A 16,113-nucleotide genomic window follows, 5' to 3' on the forward strand; every position below is an offset into this window, starting at 1 on the left:
AAAAAATTTGACAGTTTCAATTAATCTCACGGACTTTTTATATTGCTTTATCAGCTATATTTTCTAAATTAATTACTCTATTAAATAATAATTTCTCTTCTTCCGAAATATGATGTCCAACTTCTATTACAGTAGCTGTTTTATTCAACAAAATAAGTTTATGAATATTTAGCGAAGTTCTCTCATCAAGTGACGAAGTGGCCTCATCAGCAAGCATAATGGGTCTTTTAAAAATAATGGCTCTAGCTATTTCAATCCTTTGTTTTTGCCCACCTGATAAATTTTCACCAGACTTATTGATAACATAATCTAATCCTCGTTCTTTAATTAAATCCTTAAGTCCGGCTTTATCAATAGCACTATTTATCTCATTACGTGAGATATTCTTCCCAAGAGTAATGTTGAAAAGAATCGTATCATTTAATAATTTAGGTTCCTGATTAATCATACTAAAATAACTATGAGCTTTATTAAAGTTACCATTTAATTCCTCATTATCAATAACATAGGTTCCACCATTTATCTTTACTTGACCAATCAAAGCTTTTAAGAAAGTAGATTTGCCCCATCCAGATGGTGCAACTATTAGAACTTTTTCACCGCTCTTTATATTAAAGGATAAATTTGAAAATAGCTTTTTATTGCCTACCTTAAGACTCGCATTTTTAACATTTAATTCTTTAAATGATAATTTAGATGAATGCTGTTTTTCAATTAATTTAGTGGCAACTATGACTTTACTCCACATTGGTTTAGATGATCGTCTATCATTTAAATACATTGTTATATTAACTAATGGATTAATAAAATTATTAGACAATTGACTTACCATTATCAAAGTACCAAATGTAATATTTCCCACACTTACTAGATATACTCCAACTGCAATAGGAAGAACAGTAATAAATAAGTAAGCCAAATCTGATACTGTATCATTAGAAGTGCCTCTTACAAAATTTAATCTCTGTAACGATGTTTCCAAATCATTTGAAACCTTCTTAATCCTTTTCCATAATATATTTTCTTGATCATATAATTTAAAAACTTGAGTAGTTTTTTCAGTTTCTTTAATACGCTCCGTATAAATACTATTTTTCTTTTCCCAATTCTCTGCTTTTTTCTCTATTATTTTTCCAAAGAATTTTTGTGAAATACCAGGAATAAAAGACACTAACAAAAAGATAATTGTCAATGGAATGGATCCAAAAAGCGCCGCAATCACTGCTGATAAAAACTGAATCGCACTAGTAACAATCTCTAATTCAGCCGCAATATATCTTTCTTCAATTTGTTTTAAATCATTAGTAAAAAAAGAGGTATCCAAAAAGTCTGTATTTTTTTCAGAAAATATCAAATATTTTGTTGTAATAGATTTAATATTATAATCTGCTTCTTTAATAATTCGGCTATACCACCACTCATAAATAAGATTTATTATCCAAAATATAATGAGGCCAATTACTGCAACAATAATTAAATTTATTAAGCTTATTTTTTTATCATTAACCCAGTTAAAAAGTTGTTGAGTGATATTAGCTATAAAAACTACTTCTAGCGACCTTAAAATAGTCAAAATTATAAAGATAATAGAATGTGTTCTTTTAACATATTTTAAACTCATAGATATATACTCCTTGCCGTAACTTTATTTTTATAAAATTGGCAAAGTTACAATAATCATTGGCAATCACCCCCCCTTGCTTTACTGTAATTTCATTATCTTATACATTAGCTCAAATAATATTCTACTTGCATATTTGATTAAAATCTGCAAATACGCAGTTTTTGTTATGCTAAATTCTCAACATAACCATTAAGGCCATTTTGCTTCATAAATTGTTTTATTGTTTCAGCATCTTCCTTTTTACCATCAAATAACTTAACGTAGTAATTTTTAATGGTCTGATAAACAAAAAAGTCCGGTACTTGTGGAAATTTATCTAAAAGTTCTACAACCTTTTTTTCAATAATATTATCATGTCGAACATAAGTAATATGTAAACAATTTATACTAATTGCTGCAATTATTTTTAAAAGTCCATAAGGTTGAATATCAATTTCATTATAATAAGCCTCATATATCTGGTTAAAATAATATTGAATTTCTATATTATCAAATACTATTAATGAATTAGAAAGTAACTTTAAATACCTTTCATTTTGAAACCAATAATCATGCTCAAACAAACTTTTCTTAATTCGCTTCTTCATCTTATTGGACATATCAGCCAAAGTTCCATCTAATATAGCTTGCATTAAACTAGCTCTTAACTTTTCTTCCTCTGATACACTAGAATTTTGAATTAAATTATTTAATAGCCTAACTTTCTCCTTATCTTTTTTATAAAAAGCTTGGCTAATTAAAATACTTTTATTTATAATATCTACTTTATCATTGCTAAAATACAAATCATTGTAAAAGTCAATTAAATCGATTTGATTTTGCTTTAAGAGCAAAAATAAATCAGTAGCTGATATTTCATGCTTATTATTTTCAATTTTTGAATAATGTGCAGCAGAAATTATTCCATTTGAAAATTCTTTTTGAGTTAATCCCATAGCAATTCTTTGGTGTTTTAACAAACTTCCTATTGTCATATTCCATATTCCTAATTTTTCTTTTTCAAAATTATTAAATACATAATTCTTCAATATAATACACTATTTAATCTTAAAAAGCTCTTAATACGAAATTTGGCCAACAGTTTTAAATGTTGTAAATTAAAATTCCACTGATGTTAATAATATGTAATAAACAAAAAAAGCATCCCATAAAGGGATGCTTTTGGTAGCAGTAATCTTGTAAATAAGATTAACGCTTTGAGAATTGTGAAGCTTTTCTGGCTTTCTTCAAACCAGGCTTCTTTCTTTCCTTCATTCTTGGGTCACGAGTCAAGAGACCAGCCTTCTTCAAAGGACCACGGAAATCTGGGTCAATTTCAAGAAGAGCACGTGCAATACCATGACGGATTGCACCAGCTTGACCTGAGAAACCACCACCGTTAACATTAACAACTACGTCGTATTGACCTTCAGTTTCAGTTAATGCTAATGGTTGCTTTAAATCTTGAACCAAGTTTGGGAAAGGAATGTAATCAGTAACATCTTTCTTGTTAACAGTAATTTTACCGTTACCTGGTACTAAACGAACGCGCGCAACAGAATTCTTGCGGCGACCAGTTCCAGCGTATGCAGCTTGTTGTGCCATTGTCTAACCTCCTAGATTATTTGTTGATTTCTAATACTTCAGGCTTTTGAGCTTCGTGCTTGTGTTCAGCACCTGCATATACATGCATCTTCAAGAATTCTTGGTGACCAAGAGTGTTCTTTGGAAGCATACCCTTAACTGATAATTCAACTAATCTTACAGGGTTCTTAGCTAACAATTCGCCAGCTGAAACAGCTTTTAAACCACCGCGGAAATCTGAGTGGTGGTAGTAGATCTTATCAGTAGCCTTCTTACCAGTCAACTTTAACTTAGCTGCGTTGATGATGATAACATTGTCACCAGTATCAACGTTAGGTGTGTATTGAGGCTTATTCTTACCTCTTAAAATAGTGGCTACAACAGTTGATAAACGACCTAATGCGATATCAGTTGCATCGATAACATACCACTTACGTTCAATTTCACTAGTTTTTGCTAATGGTGTAGTACGCAATTTAAATTCCTCCGTTTTTTTGCAGTTTGACAAACAATAAGTTTCCGGGGCCTATCGTGGACAAACATACGTTATCTATGATACTTTCAAACACTCATAATGTCAATTATTTTTCTTGTCTAAGCGATATTTTTCTGGAACTTCTTCATAAAATACATGGTATAAATATAATCCGCTTGCTGGCGCAGTATTTCTTACTTCTTGCCTATCTTTAGCAAGAATTACGCGCTTTAAGTCATGAACTGGACGCCTTTCATTTCCTATTTCTAAAAGCGCTCCAACCATGATTCTAACCATATTATATAAAAAGCCATTTCCAATAAAATCAAAGATAATTTCATTTTCTTCAGACTTTTGCCAAATCTTTACATAGTATATAGTTCGTACTTTATCAATAATTTGACCACCACTGGCCGCAAAACTTGTAAAATCATGTTCTCCTAGCAAATCTAACGCTGCTTCTTGCATTTTAGATACATTTAACTTATAAGGGTAATGTCCAGTATAAAATCGCTTAAAAGGGTCTACAAAGCGGTCCTGATTTACAATATAACGATACCATTTCCCATGTGTTGAATATTGAACGTGGAAATCTTCATTGACAATTTCCGCATCTTTAAAAATTATATCTGTTGGCATCATTGAATTAAGTGCTAAAACCATTCTATTAGCAGGAATATTGTCATTGGGAAAGTCAAAATGAATTACCTGTCCTAATGCGTGGACGCCAGCATCAGTTCGCCCTGAGCCATGTACAACAATTCTTTGGCCTTTAGCCATCTTTTTTAAAGCTTCTTCAATTGTTCCTTGAACTGTCCGCTGATTTGGTTGCTTTTGAAATCCATGGAATAAATGGCCATCATAGGCCATAGTCATCTTAAATCGTGGCATTATTTACTCCTAAAGCTTAATAATAAAATTAATAGTAATACAAAATAGCCTAAATTAATAAGATCATATTTTGACCATTCTAACACTCGATACTTGCTTCTTCCTTCACTACCGCGGTAGCCTCTTGCTTCCATTGCAGTTGATAAATCAATTGCTACTTCCAATGAATTAATAAACAGAGGAACTAATAAAGGAACTACTGCTTTAATTCTTTTAATCAAACCACCATCATTAAAATCTGCCCCTCTTGAACGTTGAGCATTCATAATTTTTATTGTCTGATCAAACAATGTGGGCACAAAACGTAAAGCGATTGACATTATCAGTGCTATTTCTGCAACAGGCACATGTAAATATTTTAAAGGTTTAAGCATCCATTCCATCGCATCAGCAATTGCTAATGGAGCTGTAGTCAAAGTCATTACCGTTGACATTAAAATAATCAATGTAAATCTCAAAAAAATATATATCGAATTAATCACACCATAGCTAGAAACTGAGAGAATGCCCCATTTCCAATAAATTTCACCTCCGCTTGTAAAAAAAAGCTGCAAGAAAGAGGTAAAAAATATTAAGCCTAACAAAGGTTTAATTCCATCCCAAAAGAATCTTAAATTTATCTTTGTAGCAACTATCGCTAATAAACAGGCTAAAACTAAAACTAAGTAGCTTTGCCAATTATTAGCTAAAAAAATGATAAAAATAAAAATAAATGTAAAAATTAATTTCCCACGTGAATCCATTTTATGAATTACAGAATTACCTGGAATAAAGCGTCCAATTATTATTTTACTCATTATTTTCCTTCACTAATTTTTGTTCAATTTGATTTGCTAATCTATCAATAGTTAAAGGATTAAGATCAATATTTAAATTGTTCTCAACTAATTTTTTGGCAAAAAGATTAGCAGTGGGCATAGCTAAATGATGCTGCAAAAGCCACTCCGAATTAGAAAAAATTTCTTCTGGAGTACCATGTCTGAGTAATTTGCCTTTTTCTAAAACTAAAACATCATCAGCATATTCCGCAACATCATCCATATTATGAGTAACTAAAATTACTGTATGTCCTTCTTTTTGATATTGCTTAAATAGATTAAACATTTCTTGCTTTCCTTGAGGATCAAGGCCTGCCGCTGGTTCATCTAGGCATAAAATATCAGGTTCATATGCCATAACACCAGCAATTGCAACACGTCTCATTTGACCACCTGATAAATCAAACGGTGAACTCTCCCCCACTGAAACTGGAAGTCCAACTTTTTTAAGCCACTTTTTTGCTAATTCACTTGCTTCTTGCTCTGAATAGCCAAAATTTTTTGGACCATATTCAATGTCTTTTAATACGGTGCTTTCAAATAATTGAGCTTCAGGAAATTGAAATACTAAACTTACTTTTTCACGCAACTTTTTCAAGTGCTTATTACTAGTTTGAGCATTTAAAGTAAACCCAGCTATCTTAATTTGACCTGCACTCGGTTTCAGCAAGGCGTTAAAATGTTGCATCAAAGTCGATTTTCCACTACCAGTATGACCAATTATTGCAACAAAACTATTTTCTTTCAGCTCAAAGCTCACATTATCCAAGGCTTTTTTTTCAAAAGGGGTTTTCGGAGAATAAATATAATCTACTTTTTCAAACTTAATTGACATATTTCTTTCACCAACTTTTCTTGAGTATTGGCTTGCTTAGAAATCAAAAAGCCTTTTTGTCTAAGCTTTTCTGCTAGCTGATAAATAAAAGGAAGCCCCAATCCAATTTCATTAAGTAAATTTGCATTGTCAAAAATAACTTCGGGCTTATCTTGCAAAATTATCTTTCCATTATCAAGCACTAAAACTTCATCAGCTTTTTCAACTTCCTCTAAATCATGTGTAATTGAAATAACCGTTAAATTATATTGTTGCTTTATCTTCTTTATTAAATTAAGTATGCTCTTTTTACCTTCTGGATCAAGCATCGAGGTTGCTTCATCTAAAATTATTATTTTAGGCTTTACCGCTAATATTCCTGCAATAGCCACACGTTGCTTTTGACCACCAGACAATTGGGCTGGCTCAGAATTTTTAAATTCTTCCATTCCAACCTGACTGATGGCCTCGTCAACCAAAGGTAGCATCTTTTCTCGAGAAACGCCTTTGTTTTCAAGTCCAAATGCCACATCATCTTCTACCGTGCTCCCAACAAATTGATTATCTGGATTTTGGAAAACAATACCGACTTTATCCCTAATTTTCCAAATGTTTTCATCATTTAATTCCATACCATCTATTTTTATCGCATAAGGATCTTTTTTATCCTTTTCTGCCACTAATAATCCGATTAATAAACGAGCAATAGTTGATTTCCCACTACCATTGTGTCCAATCAAAGTCGTCCAAGAATTTTCTTTCACTGAAAAAGAAAGATTATTCAAAATCGGATTTGATGTATTAAGATATGAAAAAGTTAAATTCTTTATTTCAATTATTTTGTTCATACTATCATCCTCATTTAACTTTCTTAATTGTAACAGAAAAGGATAAAAAAAATCATCCATGGAGAGGGATGATCTACATCTAAGCTAGACTAAGCAAAGCCATCATCTTAACGCTTATTCTCACTTCCATGGATAATTCTTAATAGCTATTAAGTTTTATGGATTAGAATTAAACTAATTCTAAAATAACCATAGGTGCACCGTCACCACGACGAGCGGTAGCAAGTTTCATAATACGAGTGTAACCACCATTACGATCCTTGTAACGAGGTGCAATATCGCTAAATAATTTTTGTAAAGCTGACTTTACAACAACTGCATCGTTTTCTTGCTTAACGTCAGCGATTTCGTTACGTACAAATGCAGCAGCTTGTCTTCTTGCACTAAGGTCACCGCGCTTACCTAAAGTAATCATTCTTTCAGCAGTTTTACGGATTTCCTTAGCACGTGCTTCAGTAGTCACGATACGTTCGTTAATGATCAATTGAGTTGTCATTTCACGAAGCATTGCTTTTCTATGAGCACTGTCGCGACCTAATTTACGATATGCCATGAGTTTGCCTCCTTATATGCAGTAAACCTAATCTTCATGACGAAGAGAAAGTCCAAGATCTGCAAGTTTATTTTTAACTTCTTCTAATGATTTACGTCCTAAGTTTCTTACGCGCATCATATCAGATTCACTCTTATCAGTTAATTCTTGAAGAGTGTTGATACCAGCACGTTTTAAGCAGTTGTAAGAACGAACAGAAAGGTCTAACTCTTCAATTGTCATTTCAAGTTGACGTTCTTTCTTATCGTCTTCTTTTTCAACCATTACTTCGCCACCAAAATCAGTTTGAGCATCTGAGAATTTGAATACTTTAAAGTGCTCAATCAAAATCTTAGAAGCAAAACTAAGAGCGTCACTAGGTGTGATTGAACCGTCGGTCCAAACTTCTAGCGTAAGTTTATCGTAGTCATCTCTCTTACCAACACGGGTACTTTCCACTTGGTAGTTTACCTTTTTAATTGGTGAAAAAAGAGAATCTACAGGAATAACCCCGATAGGCATGTCATCAGTCTTGTTTTCACTTGCAGGTACATAACCACGGCCATTCTTAACCGCAATTTGCATATGTAAGTGTCCACCTTCAGCAACAGTACAAATATATTGATCAGGATTCAAAACTGTGACTTCAGAGTCAACCTTCAAATCACCAGCAGTGACAGTAGCTGGGCCTTCAACATCAAGTTCAACAATCTTTTCTTCATCTGCAACAGACTTAAGTTCAAGCTTCTTCAGATTAAGAACAATCTTGGTAACATCTTCACGTACACCAGGAATTGTTGAGAACTCATGCAAAACGCCATCAATTTGGATGTAAGAAAGTGCCGTACCTGGAATTGAGGTAAGCAATACTCTACGCAACGAATTACCTAAAGTAGTACCAAATCCACGTTCTAATGGTTCGACAACAAACTTACCGTATGCATCCTCTTGGTCAACAACGGTAATATTTGGTTTTTCAAATTCAATCATTACTGGGCCCCTTTCAAAACGTAATGTCCTAAACTATGGACAGAATTAGACACGACGACGTTTTGGTGGTCTGGAACCATTGTGTGGTACAGGTGTAACATCACGAATAGCAGTAATTTCAAGACCAGTTGCTTGAAGTGAACGAATAGCAGCTTCACGACCAGCACCAGGACCCTTTACTGATACTTCAACATGTTTCATACCTTGATCCATTGAAGCTTTAGCAGCAGCTTCTGCAGCCATTTGAGCAGCAAATGGAGTAGACTTACGGCTACCCTTAAAGCCCAAAGCACCAGCAGATGACCATGCAACAGCGTTACCTTGAACATCAGTAATCATAACTAAAGTGTTGTTAAAAGTTGAATGAATGTGAGCTACACCAGATTCAACGTGCTTCTTCACACGACGCTTACGCGTGTTTTTCTTTGCAGGCATTAATAAACCTCCTCTTTACTTAGTTTTTATTAACGGCTTCTCTTAGAACCTTTACGAGTACGTGCGTTGTTCTTTGTGTTTTGACCACGAACAGGAAGGCCACGACGGTGACGAACACCTCTGTATGAACCAATATCAACAAGACGTTTAATGTTCATACTAATTTCACGACGTAAATCACCTTCAACACGGTATTTATCAACTTCAGCACGAAGCTTTTCTTGATCTTCTGGAGTTAAATCTTTAGAACGAATGTCTTCAGAAACACCAGCATCTGCACAAATCTTCTTGGCAGTTGGTTCACCAATACCGTAAATATATGTTAATGCGACTACGATTCTTTTTTCTCTAGGTAAGTCAACACCAGCAATACGTGCCATAAATTGCACCTCCTAATTTTTCAATATTAACCTTGACGTTGCTTGTGCTTTGGATTTGCAGGGCAAATAACCATAACACGACCATTTCTCTTAATTACTTTGCAATGTTCGCACATTGGCTTAACAGATGGTCTAACTTTCATGTTTACCTCCGTTATTACTTGATAAAACGATACGTAATCCTACCCTTAGTTAAATCATATGGGGATAATTCCACAGTAACTTTATCTCCAGGTAAAATACGAATATAATGCATTCTAATTTTACCAGAAACATGGGCCAAAATAGTGGCACCATTTTCTAGTTCTACCTTAAACATAGCATTAGGTAAGGTATCTACTACCTTACCTTCTACTTCAATGACATCATCTTTTGCCAAAGTTTTTCCTCCGGAATCAAATTGTCATACTTTGAAATTATATCACGGGAAATTAAATAAATAAACTTTACTTAATCTTTACCAAGAATTGCGTCAGTATCTTCGAATACCTTCTCAGGAGATTGTTCACCATTTACAACAGAGAGCAAACCCTTTTGTTGGTAAAAATCACGAAGTGGCGCATTCATTTTTTCATTAACTTGAAGACGATTTCTAACCACTTCTGGTTTATCATCTTCTCTTTGATAGAATTCATGTCCACCACAGCGATCACATGTACCTTCAACTTTTGGTTTCTTAGAGAATTTATTGTATGTAGCTCCACATGCTTTACACATGAAACGTGCTGACAATCTATCAACTAATACACTTTCTTCAACATCAAGTGCAATAACATTAGTCAAAGGCTTGTTAAGTCGCTTAGTAATATCTTCAAGCATTTCTGCTTGTGCTGTGGTTCTTGGAAATCCATCTAAAATAAAGCCATTATTAGTGTCAGGCTTTGCTAATCTTTCTTCAACAAGCTTAGCAGTTACCTCATCAGGAACAAGATTTCCTTTATCAATGTAGCTCTTTGCTTCAAGACCTACTGGCGTTTCATTAGCCATAGCTTCTCTAAACATATCTCCAGTAGAGATGTGAGCTAATTTATATTTATCAACGATACGTTCAGAAACTGTACCCTTACCAGCACCTGGCAATCCTAAAAGAATTAAGTTAATCATTATCTAACTTCACCTATCTTATAAATCCTACATATTCTCTCTTCATAAGAAGTCCATTTACTTGTCTTGAAAGTTCAAGTACAACACCAATTACAATTAAAAGACTAGTACCACCAAGACCAATTGAACTTGGTAGACCCCAGATATTAGTTGCAAGTTGTGGTAAAAGAGCAACAAGACCAAGATAAACAGATCCTACAGTAGAGAGTCTCATTAATAATTTAGAAACAAAATCTTGTGTGTCTTTTCCAGGCCAAACACTTGGAATATAAGCACTTTGCTTTTGCAAATTCTCTGAGAGCTTTTCAGGATTTACCTGTACAAAAGCGTAGAAGAAAGTGAAAAGCACAATCAACAATGTATAAATAACTGCTCCAGGTGTTGTTTGAAGACTAAAGATTTGCGTTAAGATCTGATACCATTGTTCACCTTGGTGACTTTGAAAGGCCATTAAAATGGTTGAAGGAGTGATAATAAAGGAACTAGCAAAGATAACAGGAATAACTCCAGATACGTTAACTTTTAGTGGTAAGAAACTTTCAGAACCACTGACAGCTGCTCGTCTTGTGTATTGAATTGGCACACGACGAATAGCTTGTTCAACCCAAGTAACTACTTTCGTAATTACTAAAATTGCAATAATAATTGCAACGAAGAACACTATACCTTTCCAGCGATCACTACTACTTGCATTTGAAACATCTTCTTTAAAGATTTGTGCGATACCATTCGGCAATCGGGATATGATACCTGCAAAAATAATCACAGACACCCCATTACCTAGCCCTTTATCAGTAATTTCATCACCAAGCCAAGTTAATAAAAATGTCCCAGCTGTCATGATAATCGCAATTTGAATATAAGTTTGTGGGGTTTGGCTTTTCACAAGACCCATTTGTGTTAATACATTAAAGCCTAGTGTAATACCAATACTTTGGATAAAAGCTACAACTAAAGTTAAATATCTAGTTACTTGATTCGTCTTACGACGGCCAACTTCACCTTGCTTTCCCCACTCAACTAATTTTGGAACAATATCCATTTGAAGAAGTTGAATTACGATTTGAGCGGTGATATAAGGGGAAACCCCTAATGAAAAGATTGAATAATTATCCAATCCACCACCACTTACCGTATCAAGCATAGGAACTAATCCGGTTTGTGCAACTTGGTTAATCGCTTTTGCGTTGACACCAGGAACAGCGATATTAGCACCGATCCGATACAACAAAAGAATAAAGAGCGTAAAGAAAATTTTATTTCTAATTTCCTTATCCTTAAAGGCGTTCTTCAAGGTCGAGAACATTAAATCACCTCAACTGATCCACCAGCGGCATTAACTGCTTCTTCAGCAGCCTTAGAAGCTTTGTTTACCTTAACAGTAACCTTAACTTTTAATTCACCGTTAGCAAGTAACTTAACACCTGATAATTCTTTCTTTACCAAGCCTTTTGCCTTAAGGTCAGCGATAGTTACTTCGCTACCATTTTCAAACTTGTTTAAATCATCCAAGTTAATTACAGCATATTCCTTACGGTTAATGTTCTTGAAACCACGCTTAGGCATAGTTCTGAACAATGGCATTTGACCACCTTCAAAACCTGGACGAGTATGTCCACCTTGACGTGCCAATTGACCCTTTTGTCCACGACCAGAGGTTTTACCATAACCACTAGAAGTACCACGGCCAACACGCTTTCTTGAACGACGTGAACCTTCTGCAGGTTTTAATTCATGAAGCTTCATTTATTCGGCACCTCCTTAAATCTTACTTGTTAACTTCTTCAACAGAAATTAAGTGGGCGATTTTCATTAATGCGCCACGAGTAGCTGCGTTGTCTGGAAGGACAACTGAGCTATTAATTCTACCAAGACCAAGAGCCTTAACAACTTTACGTTGGTTAGGTAGACGGTGGGCAGCACTTCTAATTAAAGTAATCTTTAAATCAGTCATCTAGTCTCTCCTAATCTTGTAAGCTTTTTGCTGATTCACGAAGCTTTAATACATCTTCACGAGTCTTAAGCTTCTTCAAGCCATCGATAGTTGCTCTTACAACGTTGATTGGAGTGTTAGAGCCAAGTGACTTAGAAGTAATATCAGCAATACCAGCCATATCCATAACAATACGTACGGCACCACCAGCTGCAACACCGGAACCAGCTTCAGCAGGCTTAAGTAAAATGTTACCTGAACCAAAGTGACCGATAACTTCGTGAGGAATAGTTGTACCTACAGTTGGTACAGAAATCATATTCTTCTTACCTGCTTCAACAGCTTTGCGGATTGCTTCTGGAACTTCTTGAGCTTTACCAGTACCAAAGCCAACATGGCCCTTCTTGTCGCCGACAACAACAAGTGCTGCAAATCTCATTCTACGACCACCCTTAACAACCTTGGTGATTCTGTTTACAGCAACTAATTGATCTTCAATTTCGTCTTTAGGTCTGCGATCTTTACGAGAATCGTTGCGGTTTGCCATCAGTTAAATCTCCTTTCCTAGAATTCTAATCCGTTTTCACGAGCTGCATCTGCTAATGCTTGAATACGGCCGTGGTATAAGTAACCACTTCTGTCGAAAACAACAGTAGTAATGTTGTTTTTCTTTGCTGCTTCAGCAATTGCTTTACCAACTGCTTGAGCTTGTTCAAGCTTAGTTCCTTCTGCAGAAACTGACTTATCTAAAGTTGAGGCACTTGCTAGCGTTACACCCGCTACGTCATCAATAATTTGAGCGTAGATGTTTTTGTTAGAACGGAAAATACTCAAGCGTGGGCGCTCAGCAGTACCAGAAATCTTGCCACGAATACGCTTGTGACGCTTTAAGCGCAATTTATTTTTATCTGGTTTAGAAATCACAATTTCACCTCAAAAATTTCTATTACTTACCTGTCTTACCTTCCTTACGACGAACGTATTCATCAACGTAACGAATACCCTTGCCCTTGTAAGGTTCTGGTGGACGAACTGCACGTACTTCAGCTGCAAATTGACCAACAACTTGCTTAGAAATACCTTCAATTTCAATATCAACTGCTGAAGGAGTCTTAACAGTAATACCTTCAGGAGTTTCAAATTCAACTGGGTGTGAGTAACCAACATTCAATACGAGCTTGTTTCCTTGAGCTTGTGCACGGTAACCAACACCGATAAGCTTTAAGTTCTTCTTGTAACCATCAACAACACCTTCAATCATAGATGCGAGGTTGGCTCTTGATGTACCGTGAAGAGCTTTATCATTTTCACTTGAACGAGAAACAGTAATTTCTCCGTCTTTTTGTTCAAAGGTGATTTTGGGACTGAATTCTCTACTTAATTCACCTTTTGGTCCTTTAACAGTGATGACATTACCTTCCTTGGTAACAGTGACACTGTCAGGAACGTTAATAACTTTAAAACCAATACGGCTCATTAGTTGTTCTCCTTTCTGTCAAAATTACCAAACGTAGGCAAGAACTTCGCCACCAACATTCTTTTCTCTAGCTTCTTTATCGGTAATAACACCAGCAGAAGTTGAGACAATGGCGATACCAAGACCGTTTAATACCTTAGGTAAGTTTTCGGCACCAACGTAGTTTCTCAAACCTGGCTTAGAGATTCTCTTCAAACCAGAGATAACGCGTTCACCATTTGGACCGTACTTCAAGAAAATCTTGATCATACCTTGTTTGTTGTCATCAGTTACTTCGTAATCACGGATGAAACCTTCTTGCTTCAAGATTTCTGAAAGTGACTTTTTAATCGTAGATGCTGGAATTTCAACTGAATCGTGCTTTGCCATGTTAGCATTTCTGATTCTAGTTAAGTAATCAGCAATCGGATCAGTCATGACCATTATGCTTTCCTCCTTACTCTTTATTACCAACTAGCCTTTTTAAGACCAGGAATTTGACCCTTGTGAGCTAAGTCCTTTAAGCAAATACGGCATAAACCGAATTTACGGTATACAGAATGTGGACGTCCACATCTTTCACAGCGTGTGTATGCACGGCTTGAGAACTTAGCAGGACGATGATTTCTAACTTTTAATGATGTTTTAGCCATTGATGTCCTCCAATTTATTTTGCAAATGGGAATCCAAATTGTTGCAAAAGTTCACGTGCTTCTTCGTCAGTTTGTGCAGTAGTAACAATAACTACATCCAAACCACGAGTACGGTTAACTTTATCAAAGTCGATTTCTGGGAAGATCAATTGTTCTTTAATACCCAAAGTGTAGTTACCACGTCCATCAAATGAACGAGTTGAAACACCACGGAAGTCACGAACACGTGGAAGAGAAACATTGATCAACTTATCTAAGAAGTCATACATTCTATCACCTCTAAGAGTTACCTTAGCACCAATAGACATACCTTCACGCAAACGGAAGTTGGCGATTGACTTCTTTGCTTTAGTAATTAAAGGCTTTTGACCTGAAATTAAAGTTAATTCTTCAACAGCTTCATCTAAATTCTTAGCATTTGATACAGCGTCACCAACACCCATGTTCAATACGATTTTTTCAATCTTAGGGATTTGCATAGTTGACTTGTAACCAAACTTTTCAGCTAATGCTGATGCAACTTCTTCTTTGTATTGTACAGCTAAATGATTTGCCATTAGGATCCTCCTCTCTATTTCTTATCGATTGCCTTACCGCTAACTTTAGCGATACGAACTTTATTACCATCAACGATTTCGTGACCAATTCTTGTTGGCTTGCCTGATTCAGGATCAATAAGCATAACGTTTGAAACGTGAATTGAACCTTCTTTTTCAACAACACCACCGTTTTGGTTAGTTTGTGATGGCTTTTCGTGCTTCTTAATCATGTTAAGACCCTTAACAACAACACGGTCATTCTTACGGTCTACTCTGATTACAGTACCTTCTTTGCCCTTTTCTTTACCGGCGATAACCTTTACCTTGTCACCTGTTTTAACAAACATCAGTGCACCTCCCTAAAAATTTTATAATACTTCAGGAGCAAGAGAGACGATCTTCATGAAGTCGTGCTCACGTAGTTCACGGGCTACAGGCCCAAAAATACGAGTTCCACGAGGGCTCTTGTCGGCATTAATTACGACAGCAGCATTTTCGTCAAACTTGATGTATGAACCATCTTCGCGACGTGCACCTGATTTTGTTCTTACGATAACAGCCTTAACAACGTCGCCCTTTTTGACAACGCCACCTGGTGTTGCTTGCTTAACAGCACAAACAACGATATCACCAATATTACCGGTCTTACGCTTTGAGCCACCCATAACACGGATAACTAATAGTTCTCTGGCACCGGAGTTGTCAGCAACTTTTAAGCGGCTTTCGTTTTGAATCACTATGTAATCCTCCCCTCACTTAAATCCGCAAACTAAACGCGTCTCTTAACAATTTTAACTAAACGGTAGCGCTTTTGACGTGACAATGGACGGGTTTCCATGATACGTACAGTATCGCCAACTTTAGCATCATTATTTACGTCGTGAGCGTAGTACTTCTTTGAGTATTTAATACGCTTCTTGTAAACTGGGTGGTTCTTGTAAGTATCAACAACAACAGTAATAGTCTTGTCCATCTTATCTGAAACCACACGGCCTTGGTAAACGTGACGACGATTTCTTTCGATTGTTTCGCTCAAGTTAATGACTCCCTTCCATTAA

At 35.6% G+C, this 16,113-nt stretch carries 27 protein-coding genes; all 27 read right to left on the minus strand.

The features are described 5' to 3' along the window. Positions 1 to 37 precede the first annotated feature (37 nt). The 27 genes from ACNDLV_RS04490 to rpsQ all read right to left on the minus strand — a co-directional run bounded on the left by ACNDLV_RS04490 (position 38) and on the right by rpsQ (position 16,091). A complete protein-coding gene (locus ACNDLV_RS04490; RefSeq protein ID WP_006585841.1) occupies positions 38 to 1,621 on the minus strand; it encodes an ATP-binding cassette domain-containing protein in 1,584 nt (527 codons plus the stop codon). 167 nt (positions 1,622 to 1,788) lie between these two features. Next, positions 1,789 to 2,652 carry a helix-turn-helix domain-containing protein gene (locus ACNDLV_RS04495; RefSeq protein ID WP_006585842.1) on the minus strand — a complete coding sequence of 288 codons (864 nt, stop codon included), beginning with the start codon at positions 2,650 to 2,652 and terminating at the stop codon, positions 1,789 to 1,791. Between the two features lie 160 nt (positions 2,653 to 2,812). After that, complete coding sequence (gene rpsI, locus ACNDLV_RS04500; RefSeq protein ID WP_006585843.1) at positions 2,813 to 3,208, minus strand: 30S ribosomal protein S9; 396 nt, start codon at positions 3,206 to 3,208, stop codon at positions 2,813 to 2,815. 16 nt (positions 3,209 to 3,224) lie between these two features. Further along, on the minus strand, positions 3,225 to 3,662 hold the full coding sequence (gene rplM, locus ACNDLV_RS04505) for a 50S ribosomal protein L13 (protein ID WP_006585175.1): 438 nt from the start codon (positions 3,660 to 3,662) through the stop codon (positions 3,225 to 3,227). A 102-nt stretch (positions 3,663 to 3,764) separates the two neighbouring features. After that, positions 3,765 to 4,553 carry a tRNA pseudouridine(38-40) synthase TruA gene (truA, locus tag ACNDLV_RS04510; RefSeq protein WP_006585845.1) on the minus strand — a complete coding sequence of 263 codons (789 nt, stop codon included), beginning with the start codon at positions 4,551 to 4,553 and terminating at the stop codon, positions 3,765 to 3,767. Further along, positions 4,553 to 5,350 carry an energy-coupling factor transporter transmembrane component T family protein gene (locus ACNDLV_RS04515; protein WP_006587654.1) on the minus strand — a complete coding sequence of 266 codons (798 nt, stop codon included), beginning with the start codon at positions 5,348 to 5,350 and terminating at the stop codon, positions 4,553 to 4,555. Before ACNDLV_RS04515 ends, truA begins: the two co-directional genes overlap by 1 nt. Beyond that, on the minus strand, positions 5,343 to 6,206 hold the full coding sequence (locus tag ACNDLV_RS04520; protein WP_006585847.1) for an energy-coupling factor transporter ATPase: 864 nt from the start codon (positions 6,204 to 6,206) through the stop codon (positions 5,343 to 5,345). Before ACNDLV_RS04520 ends, ACNDLV_RS04515 begins: the two co-directional genes overlap by 8 nt. Next, a complete protein-coding gene (locus ACNDLV_RS04525) occupies positions 6,182 to 7,033 on the minus strand; it encodes an energy-coupling factor transporter ATPase (protein WP_006587652.1) in 852 nt (283 codons plus the stop codon). Before ACNDLV_RS04525 ends, ACNDLV_RS04520 begins: the two co-directional genes overlap by 25 nt. A gap of 169 nt (positions 7,034 to 7,202) precedes the next feature. After that, positions 7,203 to 7,586 carry a 50S ribosomal protein L17 gene (rplQ, locus tag ACNDLV_RS04530; RefSeq protein WP_006585179.1) on the minus strand — a complete coding sequence of 128 codons (384 nt, stop codon included), beginning with the start codon at positions 7,584 to 7,586 and terminating at the stop codon, positions 7,203 to 7,205. 27 nt (positions 7,587 to 7,613) lie between these two features. Beyond that, the gene (locus tag ACNDLV_RS04535; RefSeq protein WP_006585849.1) at positions 7,614 to 8,555 is read right to left on the minus strand and encodes a DNA-directed RNA polymerase subunit alpha; all 942 of its coding nucleotides are present in this window, start codon (positions 8,553 to 8,555) and stop codon (positions 7,614 to 7,616) included. Between the two features lie 45 nt (positions 8,556 to 8,600). Beyond that, positions 8,601 to 8,990: a 30S ribosomal protein S11 gene (rpsK, locus tag ACNDLV_RS04540; protein ID WP_006585181.1), complete on the minus strand. Its 390-nt coding sequence runs from the start codon at positions 8,988 to 8,990 to the stop codon at positions 8,601 to 8,603. Between the two features lie 29 nt (positions 8,991 to 9,019). After that, complete coding sequence (rpsM, locus tag ACNDLV_RS04545; RefSeq protein WP_006585182.1) at positions 9,020 to 9,370, minus strand: 30S ribosomal protein S13; 351 nt, start codon at positions 9,368 to 9,370, stop codon at positions 9,020 to 9,022. A gap of 26 nt (positions 9,371 to 9,396) precedes the next feature. Beyond that, entirely contained in the window at positions 9,397 to 9,513 is a 117-nt protein-coding gene (gene rpmJ, locus ACNDLV_RS04550; protein ID WP_006585183.1) for a 50S ribosomal protein L36, read from the minus strand. 14 nt (positions 9,514 to 9,527) lie between these two features. Then, positions 9,528 to 9,749 carry a translation initiation factor IF-1 gene (gene infA / locus ACNDLV_RS04555; RefSeq protein WP_006585184.1) on the minus strand — a complete coding sequence of 74 codons (222 nt, stop codon included), beginning with the start codon at positions 9,747 to 9,749 and terminating at the stop codon, positions 9,528 to 9,530. A gap of 71 nt (positions 9,750 to 9,820) precedes the next feature. Continuing rightward, positions 9,821 to 10,474, minus strand: a complete 654-nt coding sequence (locus tag ACNDLV_RS04560) for an adenylate kinase (RefSeq protein WP_006585185.1) — start codon at positions 10,472 to 10,474, stop codon at positions 9,821 to 9,823. A 13-nt stretch (positions 10,475 to 10,487) separates the two neighbouring features. Further along, positions 10,488 to 11,780 carry a preprotein translocase subunit SecY gene (gene secY, locus ACNDLV_RS04565; RefSeq protein WP_006585850.1) on the minus strand — a complete coding sequence of 431 codons (1,293 nt, stop codon included), beginning with the start codon at positions 11,778 to 11,780 and terminating at the stop codon, positions 10,488 to 10,490. Then, complete coding sequence (gene rplO, locus ACNDLV_RS04570) at positions 11,780 to 12,220, minus strand: 50S ribosomal protein L15 (protein WP_006585186.1); 441 nt, start codon at positions 12,218 to 12,220, stop codon at positions 11,780 to 11,782. Before rplO ends, secY begins: the two co-directional genes overlap by 1 nt. A 22-nt stretch (positions 12,221 to 12,242) precedes the next feature. Further along, the gene (rpmD, locus tag ACNDLV_RS04575) at positions 12,243 to 12,428 is read right to left on the minus strand and encodes a 50S ribosomal protein L30 (RefSeq protein ID WP_006585187.1); all 186 of its coding nucleotides are present in this window, start codon (positions 12,426 to 12,428) and stop codon (positions 12,243 to 12,245) included. A gap of 10 nt (positions 12,429 to 12,438) precedes the next feature. After that, on the minus strand, positions 12,439 to 12,954 hold the full coding sequence (gene rpsE / locus ACNDLV_RS04580) for a 30S ribosomal protein S5 (protein ID WP_006585188.1): 516 nt from the start codon (positions 12,952 to 12,954) through the stop codon (positions 12,439 to 12,441). A gap of 17 nt (positions 12,955 to 12,971) precedes the next feature. Further along, entirely contained in the window at positions 12,972 to 13,331 is a 360-nt protein-coding gene (gene rplR / locus ACNDLV_RS04585; RefSeq protein WP_006585189.1) for a 50S ribosomal protein L18, read from the minus strand. 22 nt (positions 13,332 to 13,353) lie between these two features. Beyond that, complete coding sequence (gene rplF / locus ACNDLV_RS04590; RefSeq protein ID WP_006585851.1) at positions 13,354 to 13,884, minus strand: 50S ribosomal protein L6; 531 nt, start codon at positions 13,882 to 13,884, stop codon at positions 13,354 to 13,356. 24 nt (positions 13,885 to 13,908) lie between these two features. Next, complete coding sequence (gene rpsH / locus ACNDLV_RS04595; protein WP_006585190.1) at positions 13,909 to 14,307, minus strand: 30S ribosomal protein S8; 399 nt, start codon at positions 14,305 to 14,307, stop codon at positions 13,909 to 13,911. Positions 14,308 to 14,330: 23 nt separating this feature from the next. Beyond that, positions 14,331 to 14,516 (minus strand): type Z 30S ribosomal protein S14, encoded by a 186-nt coding sequence (locus tag ACNDLV_RS04600; protein WP_006585191.1) that lies wholly within the window; start codon positions 14,514 to 14,516, stop codon positions 14,331 to 14,333. Between the two features lie 14 nt (positions 14,517 to 14,530). Next, the gene (gene rplE, locus ACNDLV_RS04605) at positions 14,531 to 15,073 is read right to left on the minus strand and encodes a 50S ribosomal protein L5 (RefSeq protein ID WP_006585192.1); all 543 of its coding nucleotides are present in this window, start codon (positions 15,071 to 15,073) and stop codon (positions 14,531 to 14,533) included. 14 nt (positions 15,074 to 15,087) lie between these two features. Continuing rightward, positions 15,088 to 15,402: a 50S ribosomal protein L24 gene (rplX, locus tag ACNDLV_RS04610; RefSeq protein ID WP_006585852.1), complete on the minus strand. Its 315-nt coding sequence runs from the start codon at positions 15,400 to 15,402 to the stop codon at positions 15,088 to 15,090. A 21-nt stretch (positions 15,403 to 15,423) separates the two neighbouring features. Continuing rightward, a complete protein-coding gene (gene rplN / locus ACNDLV_RS04615) occupies positions 15,424 to 15,792 on the minus strand; it encodes a 50S ribosomal protein L14 (protein ID WP_006585194.1) in 369 nt (122 codons plus the stop codon). 32 nt (positions 15,793 to 15,824) lie between these two features. Beyond that, a complete protein-coding gene (gene rpsQ / locus ACNDLV_RS04620; protein ID WP_006585195.1) occupies positions 15,825 to 16,091 on the minus strand; it encodes a 30S ribosomal protein S17 in 267 nt (88 codons plus the stop codon). Positions 16,092 to 16,113: the final 22 nt, after the last annotated feature.

This window comes from Lactobacillus fornicalis (genome assembly GCF_055362665.1).